This is a genomic window from Peribacillus sp. FSL R5-0717 (assembly GCF_038002945.1).
Taxonomy (GTDB): domain Bacteria; phylum Bacillota; class Bacilli; order Bacillales; family DSM-1321; genus Peribacillus; species Peribacillus frigoritolerans.
In genome coordinates this window covers 2420959-2436694 of record NZ_JBBOOF010000001.1, presented here as the reverse complement: position 1 = coordinate 2436694, position 15736 = coordinate 2420959, and the positions used below count along the sequence as shown (strand labels likewise).

Sequence of the window (15736 nt, the reverse complement as noted above, 5' to 3'; positions counted from 1 at the left end):
TTAAAAAGGGGGAAAGGGTCTTCATTTTTTTTGAATGCGGAAGGGTAATGCATGGATTTGTCGAATTATATAATTAAGGGGCAGAAAAATTAAATGGTTTTTAAAAGAAAAAAGTTGACTGAATGCTCATTCATTATATAATGGAATTAATCAAATTTCAGAAAAATGCCAAATTTCCCATAATGGTACCTGGCATTTTGCAATTTACTAAAGAGGGGGAAAGACTGCATGGAAATGAATGGTTTACTGTGGATCAACTTAGTTGCATTCCTGCTTGTAACCGCTTACGCCGCCGGTTTGTTTGTCTATTTGATAAAGACTCGTATTGCTTATATAAAACTTGGCAAAAAAGTGGAATTCGATAACCGTGTGAAAGATCGTCTTGTCAAAATAGGGGTTTATGTATTTGGACAGAAGAAGCTCTTTAAAGATAAAAAGAGCGGGATCATTCATGCCTTGTTATTTTATGGTTTCATATTAGTGCAATTTGGCGCACTTGATTTTTTCGTTAAAGGCTTAAGGCCGGGGTGGCATTTACCGTTCGGCCCTGTTTATCCGGCCTTTACTTTCTTCCAGGAAATTGTGACGCTTACCGTTCTTGTTGCAATCCTATGGGCGGCATACCGCCGTTATGTCGAAAAGCTTGTTCGCTTGAAAAGGGATTTCAAAGCAGGTTTGGTTGTCATCTTCATTACCGGTATCATGATCACCGTATTACTGGGGAATGGAATGGGAATGATCTGGCATGGACACGATGCAACCTGGTCAGAGCCAGTCGCATCGAGCATTGCATTTCTATTCGGCTGGATGGGGACAACAGCGGCAACCGTCGTTTTTTATGTAGCTTGGTGGCTGCATTTACTGATCATATTATCTTTCCTTGTTTATATCCCGCAATCTAAGCACGCCCATTTGATTGCCGGTCCAATAAATGTATTCCTTAATCGCCTGGACAATCCGGGGAAATTGAAACCGGTTGATTTGGAAGAAGAGATTCTCGACAAAGAAGGCAATCAATATTACGGTGCCAAATATATCGAGGACTTGACGCAATATCAAATGGTGGACCTCTATGCCTGTGTGGAGTGCGGTCGCTGTACGAATATGTGCCCGGCTACAGGCACTGGGAAAATGCTGTCCCCGATGGATATCATAATCAAGATGCGTGACCATTTAACAAATACAGGCGCTGCCGTTACAACGAAGCAGCCATGGGTGCCATCTTTTGTTTTTGGAAATACGAAGGGAAATAAGATCGCTTTGGCTGGTGCAGCGCAGGGGGTGCAGGAATCAGCTGCAGCAACAGAAGCATACAGTCCGAGCCTGATTGGCGAAGTCATTACGGAAGAAGAACTTTGGGCTTGCACCACATGCCGGAACTGTGAAGATCAATGCCCGGTAATGAATGAACATGTCGACAAAATCATTGATATGCGCCGTTATCTAGTGCTTACTGAGGGCAGACTTGATCCCGATGCACAGCGTGCCATGACGAATATCGAGCGTCAAGGGAACCCTTGGGGATTGAACCGTAAAGAGAGAGAAGATTGGCGAAGCCTTCGGGAAGATGTCAGCGTCCCAACGGTGAAGGAATTAAAAAAGGCAGACGAAGAATTCGAGTATTTATTTTGGGTGGGTTCAATGGGGTCGTACGATAACCGAAGCCAGAAGATAGCCCTTTCCTTTGCTAAATTATTGAATGAAGCGGGCGTCACATTTGCAATTCTTGGAAATAAGGAGAAAAACTCAGGGGATACTCCACGTCGATTGGGTAATGAGTTTGTTTTTCAGGAACTTGCCATGAAAAATATAGAAGAATTCCAGAAGAATGAAATAACGAAAATCGTGACGATCGATCCGCATGCATACAATATCTTTAAGAATGAGTATCCGGATTTTGGCTTGGAGGCGGAAGTGTATCACCATACTGAGCTGTTGGCCAAACTTGTCAGTGAAGGCAGGCTGGTGCCGCAGTATCCAGTGAATGAGACGATTACATTCCACGATTCCTGTTACTTGGGAAGGTACAATGAAGTTTACAGCCCGCCGCGTGAAATCTTACAATCCATTGATGGAGTGAAACTTATTGAGATGGAGCGTAACCGTGAGAAGGGTATGTGCTGCGGAGCTGGAGGCGGTTTGATGTGGATGGAAGAAGAAACTGGAAACCGCATTAATGTGGCCCGTACCGAACAAGCGCTGGCCGTCAGTCCAACAGTGATCAGCTCAGGATGTCCTTATTGCCTTACCATGCTATCTGATGGGACGAAGGCAAAAGAAGTTGAAGAAAATGTTAAAACGTATGATGTAGCTGAACTACTCGAAAAAGCGGTCATTGGTGAAAATAAATCGATTGCCTCTTAATTTTAAATGGAATTGCCTGCTTCCTCTAAATGAGATTCAAATGGAAGCAGGCAATATTTTCAATATATTTATAAACTAAATATTTTCATTTTTGAGAAAAATGTGTAATATAATATAATATTAAGCGCTTACAACACTATTTTTTTAACTCCAAATTGAGCGAGCGTTCAATCAATGTTACTTATAGGGGGAAATAATGATGGCGAAAACAGTGATTATTAGCGGTGTGAGAACACCTTTTGGTAAATTCGGCGGTGGTCTTAGCAGTTTGACGGCATCACAACTTGGTGGAATAGCAATCAAAGAGGCACTTGTTCGGGCAGGGATTGAAGGAAGCCAAGTGGACGAGGTCATCATGGGGAATGTGCTTCAAGCAGGCCAAGGCCAAATACCGTCCCGCCAGGCAGCCCGTCATGCTGGATTGCCTTGGGAAGTGAAAACGGAAACCATTAATAAAGTATGCGCATCAGGACTTCGCAGTGTCACATTGGCTGATCAGATCATTCGCTTAGGTGAAGAAGAAATCATTGTTGCCGGCGGAATGGAATCGATGAGCAATGCACCTTATATCCTTCCAAAAGCAAGGTGGGGCCTAAGGATGGGTGATGGGGAACTGAAGGATACGATGATATCGGATGGACTTAGCTGCAGTTTTACGGGCGTCCATATGGGGACTTACGGTAACAGTACAGCCGAGGATCTTGAAATCACCCGTGAGGAACAAGATAGCTGGGCTTATGAGAGTCACCAAAAAGCGATAAAAGCAATCGATGGCGGAATTCTTGCAGAAGAAATCATTTCCGTACAGGTGCCAGTCCGAAAAGGCGCACCAATTACCATCGAACATGATGAAGCCCCAAGAAAAGATACATCTGCCGGAAAGTTGGCTAAACTAGGTCCAGCTTTCAATAATGAGGGGACCATTACGGCTGGTAATGCACCAGGTGTCAATGACGGCGCGGGAGCTCTCGTATTGATGAGTGAGGAACGTGCTGAAAAAGAAGGGAAAACGCCTTTTGCCTATATTTTAGCTCATGCAGAAGTGGCAGTGGAAGCAAAGGACTTCCCTAAAACGCCAGGTCTGGTCATAAATGAACTTCTGAAGAAGACAAGTAAATCGATAGAGGAAATTGATTTATTTGAAGTGAATGAAGCATTTGCTGCGGTTGCATTGGCCAGCGGGAAAATTGCCAACATCGAGCCGGGAAAAGTGAATGTAAACGGAGGGGCTGTAGCATTAGGTCACCCAATCGGGGCAAGTGGAGCCCGCATCATCATTACGCTGATGCATGAACTGAAACGCCGCGGAGGGGGATTGGGCATCGCAGCGATCTGTAGTGGCGGCGGTCAGGGAGATGCCATTTTAATAGAAGTGCCTAAGCAAGGATAATAGTTTCATAGATAAATGAGGAGGGATATTCCCATGGGCATTCAAAAAGTGATGGTCATTGGTGCGGGACAGATGGGATCTGGCATAGCCCAGGTCTGTGCAATGAGCGGTTATGAAGTTCTTTTACACGATTTAAAAGATGAGTATGTAGAAAAGGGTTTAGGGACTATTGCCAAAAACCTATCGCGGCAGGTTGAAAAAGGGAAAATGGAATCCGAGGAGAAGGATGCAATCCTTTCCCGGCTTACTTCCTCAACGAATTTGAAAAATGCAGCTGCAGTAGATTTGGTGATTGAAGCGGCAGTGGAAAACATGGAAATAAAAACAAGAATATTCGCCGAGTTGGATGAAATCACGCCCCGGCACGTCATTCTTGCATCCAATACTTCTTCGCTACCGATTACCGAGATAGCCGCTGCCACGAAAAGGCCGGAAAAGGTAATTGGCATGCACTTTATGAACCCGGTTCCAGTCATGAAGCTGGTTGAGGTCATCCGCGGCCTTGCTACAGCGGATGAAGTTTATCAAGAGGTTGAAAAGATGGCTGAATCCTTGAATAAGGTACCGGTGGAAGTCAATGATTTCCCTGGTTTTGTAGCGAATCGGATTTTGATGCCGATGATCAATGAGGCCATCTATACACTTTATGAGGGCGTCGCTACTAAAGAAGCGATCGATGACGTAATGAAACTGGGCATGAACCATCCGATGGGCCCGCTTACGCTAGCTGACTTCATCGGCCTGGATACATGCTTGTATATAATGGAAACCCTTCACCAAGGACTGGGAGACGATAAATACCGACCGTGTCCGCTGTTAAGGAAATATGTAAAGGCAGGGTGGTTAGGCAAGAAGTCAGGACGGGGCTTTTATGAATATAACTAATCATGGAAAGATGTGCAGCCAGGGAGGGATGTAGGATGGATTTCAAGTTTACCGAAGAACATGAAATGATGCGGAAAATGGTAAGCTCTTTTGCGGAGAAAGAGATCACTCCTCATATCGAGGCAATGGAAACAGGCGTGTTTCCAAAAACGATTCTGCAAAAAATGGGTGAGCTTGGTTTGATGGGAATTCCGATTTCAGAAGAATACGGTGGCGCGGGTATGGACTTCATGTCTTATATCATTGCCATCAATGAGATTTCCAAAGTAAGTCCCACTCTCGGTGTCATACTGTCCGTTCATACATCTGTGGGCACAAATCCAATCGTTTATTTTGGAACGGAAGAACAGAAGCGAAAGTATGTGCCTAAGTTAGCCGCTGGTAAAAATTTAGGGGCCTTTTGTTTGACTGAGCAAAGCTCAGGTTCCGATGCTGCGAGTTTGAAATCGAAGGCAGTGGCAGTAAAGGAAGGCGGACAATATCGAATAAATGGGTCCAAGGTTTTTATCACCAATGGCGGGGAAGCGGATGTGTTCATTGTTTTTGCCTCGACCGACCCACAGAAGGGAAGCAAGGGAATCTCTGCTTTTATTGTAGAAAAAGGGACGCCGGGCTTAATCATCGGTAAAGATGAACGTAAAATGGGCCTTCATGGTTCGAGCACCGTACAGGTGACGTTCGAGGATATGAAAGTCCCTGCAGCCAATCTCCTAGGCAAAGAAGGGGAAGGTTTTAAGATCGCCATGGCCAACTTGGATGCTGGAAGGATCGGGATTGCTGCTCAAGCGCTAGGTATTGCAGAAGGAGCCATGGAACATGCTGTCCGATATGCAAAAAGCAGGGAGCAATTCGGAAAACCCATTGCAGAACAGCAAGGGATTGGTTTCAAACTGGCCGATATGGCAACGAGCATAGAAGCTTCAAGGTTACTCGTCTATCGCGCGGCGTTTTTACGCTCACAGGGATTAAAGTCCGGTAAAGAGGCGGCAATGGCAAAGCTATTCGCTTCGAGGACGGCCGTTGAGGTGGCGATAGAAGCAGTCCAAGTGTTCGGGGGCTATGGATATACAACGGATTATCCGGTCGAACGATATTTCAGGGATGCAAAGGTAACTGAAATTTATGAGGGTACAAGCGAAATACAGAGAATGGTCATCAGTAAAAGTCTATAATTACGAGAAACTTAGGAGGCATTGCCATGCAATTTAAACTAACGGAAGAACATGAAATGATCAGGAAAATGGTGCGCGACTTTGCCCAGAATGAAGTGGCTCCGACTGCTGCCGAGAGGGATGAAGAAGAACGATTCGACCGTGAAATCTTCGATAAAATGGCTGAACTTGGATTGACCGGGATTCCGTGGCCTGAGGAATACGGCGGAATTGGAAGTGATTACTTAGCGTATTGCATAGCGGTTGAGGAACTTTCCCGCGTTTGCGCTTCTACTGGGGTGACTTTATCAGCCCATACTTCGCTCGCAGGATGGCCAATATATAAGTTTGGCACTGAAGAACAAAAACAAAAATACCTTCGCCCGATGGCACAGGGTGAAAAAATCGGTGCATATGGCCTGACTGAGCCTAGCTCAGGCTCAGACGCCGGAGGGATGAGAACGACTGCAAAGCTTGTGGGTGATGAATATGTTATCAGCGGTTCCAAAATCTTCATTACGAACGGCGGGATTGCGGATACATATGTCGTCTTTGCATTGACGGATCCTGAATCGAAGCAAAAAGGGACGAGTGCTTTTATCATTGAAAAGGACTTCTCGGGCTTCAGTGTTGGTAAAAAAGAGAAGAAGCTTGGAATCCGTTCATCACCGACTACGGAAATCATCTTTGATGAGTGCCGTGTTCCTAAAGAAAATCTCCTTGGAAAAGAAGGGGAAGGCTTTAAAATCGCGATGATGACGCTTGATGGCGGCCGTAATGGAATTGCAGCCCAGGCTGTAGGGATAGCCCAAGGTGCATTGGATGCCGCGGTTGATTATGCAAAAGAGCGCGTCCAATTCGGCAAGCCAATTTCTGCACAGCAGGGAATCGGTTTTAAATTGGCGGATATGGCAACGGGTGTTGAGGCTTCAAGGCTATTAACCTATCAGGCAGCCTGGTTGGAATCAGTGGGGCTTCCTTATGGGAAAGAGTCGGCCATGTCCAAACTTTTTGCTGGAGATACAGCAATGAAAGTGACGACGGAGGCCGTACAGGTTTTCGGTGGCTATGGATATACAAAAGATTATCCAGTGGAGAGGTATATGCGTGATGCGAAAATAACCCAGATTTACGAAGGTACACAGGAAATTCAAAAGCTGGTCATCTCACGGATGGTTACTAAATAGGGTTGAAACTGTGGTTTTCCGATGAGGCTCTGCCTTTACCGGAATTCCCTTTTCAATTTCTTCAGAATATCAATGGTTGAATGATGGGCTTTCAAAAGGAGTTTGGAAATGGAAAAAAGAGAGGTTCTTGCATCTGTAAAGGATGAGCGGCTGGTTGAAAAAAGGCGTACTCAAATGATTAAAGGAGCGGTGACCCTTTTTAAAGAAAAGGGATTTCATCGTACGACTACCAGGGAAATTGCCAAAGCGGCAGGCTTTAGCATTGGCACATTATACGAGTATATCCGGACCAAGGAAGATATATTATATCTCGTTTGTGACTTTATTTATGATGAAGTCCAGGAAAAGCTTCAGAAGGAAATAGAACAGAGTGATGGGACACTTGAAAGCTTGAAGTTGACGATCGCCTATTTTTATAAAGTGATGGATGATATGCAGGACGAAGTGCTTGTCATGTATCAGGAAGTGAAGGCCCTGACGAAAGATGCTTTACCATATGTTCTGAATAAAGAACTTCGGATGGTGGGCATGTTCGAAAAAGTGATAACGAAATGTGTTGAGAATGGGGAGCTATCATTAACGGAAAAACAAATAAGCCTTGTTTCACATAACATTTTCGTACAGGGACAGATGTGGAGTTTTAGAAGATGGGCTTTGCATAAACAGTACACGCTTCAAGAGTATGTTGAACTGCAGACGCAATTATTGATTCAAAATGTATCGGGTTCCAAAGTGCACTGATATAAATAAGTTTCAATAAGGGGGAGCTAAATGAGTACAGTTGAGGTGTATAAACCGAAGAACCATATTAGATTCGTTACAGCTTCGAGTTTATTTGATGGACATGATGCATCCATCAATATAATGAGGAGAATCCTTCAGTCCAGCGGGGCGGAAGTAATTCACCTAGGTCATAATCGTTCGGTGGAAGAAATCGTGAATGCGGCCATCCAGGAAGATGTCCAAGGCATAGCCATGTCATCTTACCAAGGCGGACATGTGGAATATTTTAAATATATGTATGACCTGTTGATGGAAAAGGGAGCCGGGCACATTCGGATTTTTGCCGGCGGTGGCGGGGTCATCATCCCTAGGGAAATTAAAGAACTCCATGATTATGGGATTGCCCGTATCTTTTCACCTGATGAAGGGAGGGAATATGGTCTTCAAGGAATGATAAACGTTTTGATGGAGGAGTGTGATTTCTCGACAGTCAAACCATCTTTACAGGAACGTTTTGATGAATTGATTGCCGGGGGAACGAATGCCATTGCCCAATTCATTACCTTTGCCGAAAATAGGCTCGATGTTTCACAGGAATCAGCGGCAGCGGTGGAGAGTCTTTTTGAGCAGATCAAGACTTCCGAAAAGAAGGTTCCTGTTCTGGGAATCACGGGGACTGGCGGAGCTGGAAAAAGTTCATTGACTGATGAATTGATACGAAGGTTCATTAACGAAATTCCGGACGAGAGAGTCGCCATTCTATCTGTAGACCCGACCAAACAGAAAACGGGCGGTGCCCTTCTTGGTGACAGGATCAGAATGAATTCGATCTTTTCAGAGCGTGTTTATATGCGGAGCCTAGCCACGCGCCATTCAAAAAGTGAGCTGTCTTTGGCGATAAAGGATGCCATTTCCGTCGTGAAGGCAGCAGGCTTCGATTTAATCATCGTTGAAACGAGCGGGATCGGTCAGGGTGATGCAGAAATTGCCGAAATATGCGATGTATCCATGTATGTAATGACGAGTGAATTCGGTGCTCCTTCGCAACTTGAAAAAATCGATATGATTGATTATGCAGACTTGATAGTCATTAACAAATACGAGCGCAAAGGTTCCGAAGATGCAAAAAACCAAGTTCAAAAGCAATACCAAAGAAGCCGTACGCTTTTTGATCAAGATCCATCTGAAATGCCAGTATACGGTACAATCGCTTCCCAATTCAATGACCCAGGCACCAATGCATTATTCGCTGCACTGATTGAAAGGCTTAATGAAAAATCAGGAACGGCTTGGAGTACGGCCTTTTCGAAAGAAGCGGATGTTTACAAGCAAAATGTCATCATTCCAACTGACCGCCGGTATTATTTACGTGAAATCAGTGATACGGTCAGATCGTATCATAAGCGTGCCGCTGAACAAGTGCGTATTGCCCGGAGGCTTTTCCAGCTTGAAGGAGCCATTGATGCAGTTAAGGAAAATGATAACAACGGCGATATGGTGGCTTCTTTAGAAAAACTGAAAAAGGAAACCGCTTCGAATTTATCACCTGAATCTAAAAAAATCCTTTCTGGATGGATGGATTTAAAAGAAAAGTATGCAGGAGAGCAGTTTGTAACGAAAGTCAGGGATAATGAAATCGTGACAAAGCTGAAAACGAAAAGTTTATCAGGTTTAATGATCCCGAGAGTATCACTGCCGAAATATGTGGATTATGGAGAGATTTTGGGATGGGTATTCCGTGAGAACGTTCCGGGCTTCTTCCCTTACACTGCGGGAGTCTTTCCATTCAAGCGTGAAGGGGAAGACCCGAAGCGGCAATTTGCCGGTGAAGGATCGCCCGACCGTACCAACAGGCGTTTTCATTATTTATCAAAGGATGATACGGCTAAACGGCTAAGCACGGCTTTCGATTCCGTAACTTTATATGGCGAGGACCCTGATCACCGACCTGATATCTATGGAAAGGTAGGAGAAAGCGGAGTCAGCATCTGCACGTTGGATGACATGAAAAAGCTGTATGCAGGTTTTGATCTTTGCCACCCCTCAACCTCTGTATCCATGACCATCAATGGACCGGCACCAATCATTTTGGCCATGTATATGAATACGGCAGTCGATCAGCAGATTCAACGGAAAGAAGAAGAGCTAGGCCGTCCCCTTACAGACGCCGAAGCTGAAGAAGTGCAGGCTTATACGCTTCAGACGGTACGCGGAACTGTTCAGGCGGATATTCTGAAAGAGGACCAAGGCCAGAATACATGCATCTTCTCTACGGAATTTGCTCTAAGGTTAATGGGCGACATTCAAGCATATTTCATCGATCGGAAAGTCAGGAACTATTACTCTGTATCCATTTCTGGCTATCACATTGCAGAAGCGGGTGCCAACCCAATTTCACAGCTGGCTTTTACATTAGCGAATGGCTTTACTTACATCGAATATTATTTAAGCCGCGGAATGAATATTGATGATTTTGCCCCGAATTTGTCGTTCTTCTTCTCAAATGGGCTCGACCCGGAATATACGGTGATCGGGAGGGTGGCAAGAAGGATCTGGGCGACAGTCATGCGGGATAAATATGGTGCGAACGACCGCAGCCAGAAGCTCAAATATCATATACAGACTTCCGGGCGCTCGCTTCATGCCCAAGAAATTGATTTTAATGATATCAGAACGACACTTCAAGCTTTAATGGCACTGCAGGACAACTGTAATTCCCTGCATACTAATGCGTACGATGAAGCCATCACGACGCCTACAGAAGAATCCGTGCGCCGGGCAATGGCCATCCAAATGATCATTACGAAGGAGCATGGTCTCTCAAAAAATGAAAACCCGATGCAAGGTGCCTTCATCGTGGAGGAATTGACGGATCTGGTCGAAGAGGCCGTCCTGCAAGAGTTCGATCGCATCAATGATCGTGGCGGTGTGCTGGGTGCAATGGAGACGCAATATCAGCGCGGGAAAATCCAGGATGAATCGATGCATTACGAAATGAAAAAGCATACGGGAGAATTGCCGATCATCGGTGTAAATACGTATTTGAATCCAAATCCTCCTTCCGAAGAAGCAGTGAACAGCATGGAAATTGCCCGTGCAACCAAGGAGGAAAAGGAAGGGCAAATCATAAATCTCCGGGCATTCCAGGAAAGAAATAAGGAGTTCACGGATGAAGCGTTAACTAAACTGAAATTGGCAGCCATGAATGGGGAAAATATCTTTGCTGAGCTCATGAACTGCGTGAGGGTGGCCAGTCTGGGTCAGATAACGAGGGCGTTATATGATGTAGGCGGTCAATATCGAAGAAATATGTAAACTTAGAAGGGGGCTCCGGACGTTTAGGGGCCCTTTTTTTAATAATTTCCGTCTTTTTTAACAAAATGAAGATTTTACCTTATAATTATTCGGAAAAGGGGCAAAAATGAAGAATCAGCCCTATTGGAGTTGAGAAAATGAACCTGAAGATGATTGGGTTGATCATAGGTTACATTCTTGCCATCATTTTTTTATTTGAGCTGTATGAGCATCAATTGGGAGCCATTTCTTTTTTTATCCTGACTGTTGTCTTTTTTACGGCAGCCTATCGTCAGAAATCGAAAAAGAAAAAAAGGAATGATCTTTAGCCTTGGTTTCCTGTGAATGATAGACAATTAGGTAAATCTGTGAAAGTATCATATAGAACTAGCATAAACCCATTTAGATTGTTTATAATGGAGTATATGTCTAGCAGGAATTGTCGTTATTTTATCGAACTACTGTTTTAGATTATTTTTTTATGTGAAAAAACACGGAATTCAGTGTTTGAATAGAGAAGGGAAGTGCGGAATTTGAGTTTAAAACAATACTCAAAAGAGCAATTATTGGAAATGTCCTTAATAGAGATGGCATATGATTTGTTAGTTGAAAGAAATGAACCGATTCCATTTAAAGACTTAATTAGTGAATTAGCATCGCTGCACCATTTATCCAAAGCGGAAGTGGAAAAGAAAATTGCCCAATTCTATACGGATTTAAATGTGGATGGCCGTTTCACTTCACTTGGAGATAACCGCTGGGGATTGAAAACATGGTACCCGGTTGACCAAATCGAAGAAGAAGTCGTGCATGTTGTAAAACCTAAAAAGAAAAAGAAAGCCAAAAAGGCTGCTGTCGTCATCGATGATTTCGATGAACTTGAAGACGAAGACCTTGACTTTGAAGAGGATATCGATGATCTGGACGAGGATGAAGATGACGACGATGATGATATTCTAGGTTCTCCAGTCATCGACGAAGTGCTTTTGGATGATGACGTGGATGATGACGACGACCTGGAAGAAGAAATAATCGAAGATGATGCATTTGTCCTGGAAGATGATGAGGACGAAGATGAAGACGAAGATGACTTGGATGACTTGAATGAAGAGGATGAGAAATAAATAATCGCCCTTGACTTTTTAAGGCGAAATTTGTAGAATCATTTTTGGGCTCCTTAAAAAAGGACACAATGATTAAATTATATCGCTCCCTTACTTTTTTGTAAGCGGAGCGTTTTTGTTTTTAATGATGGAATGAATAAATGACATCATTTTTTTATTTTTAAAAATGATTTCTCGTAGAATTGTAAAAACTATAGAGAACATATTTATGTTAACTGTCATTTAAGGAAATTTATTCTTGTTCATGTATCCTGCATGACTCTCACTAAAGACCTTTAAGTGATTAATGGTTTGTACTGGTTACGGTTTTTAGCTTTTAACCGCTCATGTGGCGGAAGATTTGATTCAGGTTCCGATCTAATGATGTGAAGAACTGAATTGGAAGAAAACATTCTATTAGGAGGATATAAGATGACAAAATATATTTTTGTGACAGGTGGAGTAGTTTCTTCCTTGGGAAAAGGGATTACGGCCGCTTCTTTAGGAAGATTATTAAAAAATAGGGGATTGAATGTTACGATCCAGAAGTTTGACCCTTATATCAACTTGGATCCTGGTACGATGAGTCCATATCAACATGGTGAAGTGTTTGTAACGGATGATGGTGCTGAAACGGATTTGGATTTGGGGCACTATGAGCGTTTCATCGATATCAACCTTGGTAAACACAGCAATGTGACTACAGGCAGAATTTATTCAACCGTCCTGAGAAAAGAACGCCGTGGCGATTATCTAGGTGGAACGGTTCAAGTCATTCCCCATATCACGAATGAAATTAAAGAACGGGTTTTCCGTTCAGGCAATGAAACGAATGCCGACATAGTCATCACTGAAATTGGCGGTACTGTAGGGGATATCGAGTCTCTTCCATTCCTTGAAGCGATTCGCCAAATCAAGAGTGATATCGGCATCAATAATGTTATGTATATCCACTGTACACTGGTTCCCTACATCAAAGCTGCAGGTGAAATGAAAACAAAACCGACACAGCATAGTGTAAAAGAATTACGCAGTCTTGGCATTCAGCCAAATATCATCGTTGCACGTACAGAAAGCCCGATTTCACAAGATATGAAGGATAAAATCGCTTTATTCTGCGATATCGATAAAAATTCTGTTATCGAATGTCTTGATGCGGATACGCTTTACTCCATCCCTCTAGCGCTTCAAGCGCAAAATATGGACCAAATCGTTTGTGATCACTTGCAATTGGACTGTGGCGAAGCGGATATGGAAGATTGGAAGGAACTAGTCAAAAAGGTTACTTCTTTATCAAAGAAAACGAAAATCGCCTTAGTCGGAAAATATGTTGAATTGCAAGATGCTTATCTTTCTGTAGTGGAAGCACTTAAGCATGCTGGCTACGCATTTGATGCAGATGTTGAAATCGACTGGGTGAATTCCGAAGATGTAACTAAAGAAAATGTTGCAGAACTTCTTCAAGATGCAGATGGAATCCTTGTACCTGGAGGTTTTGGAGATCGTGGAATCGAAGGGAAAATTGCAGCGACTGAATTTGCCCGCACGACAAAAAAACCATTCTTCGGAATTTGCTTAGGCATGCAGTTGGCGTCCATTGAGTATGCACGCAACGTCTTGGGATTGCCAGAAGCACATTCAGCTGAAATTAAGGAGGATACTCCTGATCCAATCATCGATCTTCTTCCTGAGCAGAAGGATGTAGAAGATTTGGGCGGAACACTGCGTCTTGGTCTGTATCCATGTAAGCTTATCGAAGGTACTAAAGCATACGAAGCTTATAATGACGAGGTTGTTTATGAACGTCACCGTCACCGTTATGAATTCAATAACCACTACCGTCAAGCTATGGAAGAGGCAGGATTCGTGTTCTCCGGTACAAGTCCAGATGGCCGTCTAGTCGAAATCATTGAACTGAAAGATCATCCTTGGTTTGTGGCTTCCCAATTCCATCCGGAATTCACGTCACGTCCTAACCGTCCACAGCCGCTATTCCGCGACTTTGTCGGTATGTCATTAAAGAACGGCGAAAATCGTTAATAAACAAAAAAACAGCCCCTGTGGCTGTTTCAGACTGTAGGCAAACTTGAAGAAAATCGAGTTTGCCTACAGTTTTTTTTGTGGTTTGTACTTTGGGAGGCTGATGGCCACTCCAAGCACCGCTTAGACGTGCTTTCCCGCATGAGTCCCGCACACCCCGCTCCAATCAAATTTGTTTTAACATTTAGAGGGTGGTCAGTGGGTTCGGGAACATCATTTGATGAAAGATATATTTTTCCGAACCTTTTTAGATGAATTCATCATTCTTCATCTTCATATTCTTTTATGATTTCTTCAAGAGTGAATTTAATTCCATGATAAGCGAAAAGAGCGGTAAGGAGGGTAGGGTACCCATATCGATTTCCGGTTTCATCGGGAATCAATCCCCGTTGGATGCGTAAATCAATATGTACGTCAGCCAACTCCAAAAGAGAATCTTCTTCGGAAGGGACGGATGTAGAAACCGCAACAAATGGGATATCTTTTTCCTTGAGTTGTTTTGCCAGCATCAATGCTTCTGAATCGTCCGAATGGCGGCTGAATATAAGAAATCGATCTTCCTTGGAAATTGTTTCACTTAAATCATAGCTTTTTGCCTTAGGAAAGGGTTCTTCCCCATGCAATGCCTCGGCAGTGACGCCCTGCATTTCACCAAAACCGTGAATGAACACAGAACCGTCCCCAACCACAGCCTGAGCCAGCAGGCGTCCGGCATCCTCCATTTCAAAGGCTTCATTTTCAATCATTTTTTTAAATAAACCGCTTATCTGTGTCGAGAAAATTTTTAACATGATCAGGGACTCCTTTAAAAAATAATATACTTATTATAAAGGACTTTCCTTTGCATTGACAGGTTTCAGGGTTTTTGGTCCAAAGGGCAGAATTAACTAAATCGGTCGAAAAAACAAAAAAATTAAAATTCCTTTTAGCCATACAGCAGGAATTTTGTTACAATTATCGAATATGAACATAGATGTCATGAATGAATAAATGCGTTGCTCAAGTAATTTGACGCAATCTATGTAACTACCCTTTTTCGGGTAATAGGCCGAATAGGCTAATATATTTAATGGATGAATCGGGAAGGGGAGAGGTGATAAAATGCCAGGGAAAATATTGATTGTTGATGATCAATTCGGGATTCGTATTTTATTGAACGAGGTGTTACATAAAGAAGGGTATGAAACATTTCAAGCAGCTAATGGCATTCAAGCCTTGGAAGTGCTAAATAACCATTCACCCGATCTTGTATTGCTGGATATGAAGATTCCGGGAATGGATGGCATTGAGATCTTGAAAAGGATGAAAGTCGTCGATCCGGACATCCGGGTCATAATCATGACGGCATATGGTGAACTTGATATGATTCAAGAAGCAAAGGATTTAGGTGCAATGACACACTTTGCAAAGCCGTTTGATATTGATGATATTAGAAAAGCCGTTCGTGAATACTTACCGATTCAATCGAGTTAACGGTCTTGAAAGTTTAATATTATTGACGGGGAAATTACCGCGGCTATCTTTTTTTAGATGGGCCGTGTTTTTTTGGAATAAAATTTGAGACATGGTGCAGTTGTAATTGTTGCTGTTTTTTTGATG

Annotated in this window: 12 protein-coding genes; 11 read left to right on the top strand and 1 reads right to left on the bottom strand. The window is 43.3% G+C overall.

The genetic code is table 11. The annotated features are described in order from the left end of the window. Positions 1–234: 234 nt before the first annotated feature. The 10 genes from NYE65_RS11850 (at position 235) to NYE65_RS11805 (ending at position 14137) form a co-directional block, all read left to right on the top strand. Positions 235–2364, top strand: a complete 2130-nt coding sequence (locus NYE65_RS11850; RefSeq protein WP_057278311.1) for a heterodisulfide reductase-related iron-sulfur binding cluster — start codon at positions 235–237, stop codon at positions 2362–2364. A 199-nt stretch (positions 2365–2563) separates the two neighbouring features. After that, entirely contained in the window at positions 2564–3754 is a 1191-nt protein-coding gene (locus NYE65_RS11845) for an acetyl-CoA C-acetyltransferase (RefSeq protein WP_340860982.1), read from the top strand. Between the two features lie 33 nt (positions 3755–3787). After that, complete coding sequence (locus NYE65_RS11840; RefSeq protein WP_048683542.1) at positions 3788–4639, top strand: 3-hydroxybutyryl-CoA dehydrogenase; 852 nt, start codon at positions 3788–3790, stop codon at positions 4637–4639. A 35-nt stretch (positions 4640–4674) separates the two neighbouring features. Further along, positions 4675–5811 carry an acyl-CoA dehydrogenase gene (locus tag NYE65_RS11835; protein ID WP_340860981.1) on the top strand — a complete coding sequence of 379 codons (1137 nt, stop codon included), beginning with the start codon at positions 4675–4677 and terminating at the stop codon, positions 5809–5811. 26 nt (positions 5812–5837) lie between these two features. After that, positions 5838–6977: an acyl-CoA dehydrogenase gene (locus NYE65_RS11830; RefSeq protein ID WP_328175760.1), complete on the top strand. Its 1140-nt coding sequence runs from the start codon at positions 5838–5840 to the stop codon at positions 6975–6977. 108 nt (positions 6978–7085) lie between these two features. After that, positions 7086–7718 (top strand): TetR/AcrR family transcriptional regulator, encoded by a 633-nt coding sequence (locus NYE65_RS11825; protein ID WP_034315867.1) that lies wholly within the window; start codon positions 7086–7088, stop codon positions 7716–7718. A gap of 30 nt (positions 7719–7748) precedes the next feature. Then, positions 7749–11015: a fused isobutyryl-CoA mutase/GTPase IcmF gene (gene icmF, locus NYE65_RS11820; protein WP_340860980.1), complete on the top strand. Its 3267-nt coding sequence runs from the start codon at positions 7749–7751 to the stop codon at positions 11013–11015. Positions 11016–11152: 137 nt separating this feature from the next. Further along, a complete protein-coding gene (locus tag NYE65_RS11815) occupies positions 11153–11323 on the top strand; it encodes a hypothetical protein (protein WP_156319604.1) in 171 nt (56 codons plus the stop codon). Between the two features lie 204 nt (positions 11324–11527). Then, a complete protein-coding gene (rpoE, locus tag NYE65_RS11810) occupies positions 11528–12118 on the top strand; it encodes a DNA-directed RNA polymerase subunit delta (RefSeq protein ID WP_057278194.1) in 591 nt (196 codons plus the stop codon). Positions 12119–12529: 411 nt separating this feature from the next. After that, positions 12530–14137, top strand: a complete 1608-nt coding sequence (locus NYE65_RS11805) for a CTP synthase (RefSeq protein ID WP_048683527.1) — start codon at positions 12530–12532, stop codon at positions 14135–14137. Positions 14138–14397: 260 nt separating this feature from the next. On the opposite strand, the gene NYE65_RS11800 is transcribed toward NYE65_RS11805, so the two are convergent. Next, a complete protein-coding gene (locus tag NYE65_RS11800; RefSeq protein ID WP_145506368.1) occupies positions 14398–14928 on the bottom strand; it encodes a DUF2529 domain-containing protein in 531 nt (176 codons plus the stop codon). Between the two features lie 310 nt (positions 14929–15238). Between NYE65_RS11800 and NYE65_RS11795 the strand changes: the two genes are divergently transcribed. Continuing rightward, positions 15239–15610: a response regulator gene (locus tag NYE65_RS11795; protein ID WP_034315860.1), complete on the top strand. Its 372-nt coding sequence runs from the start codon at positions 15239–15241 to the stop codon at positions 15608–15610. The last annotated feature ends 126 nt before the right edge of the window (positions 15611–15736 follow it).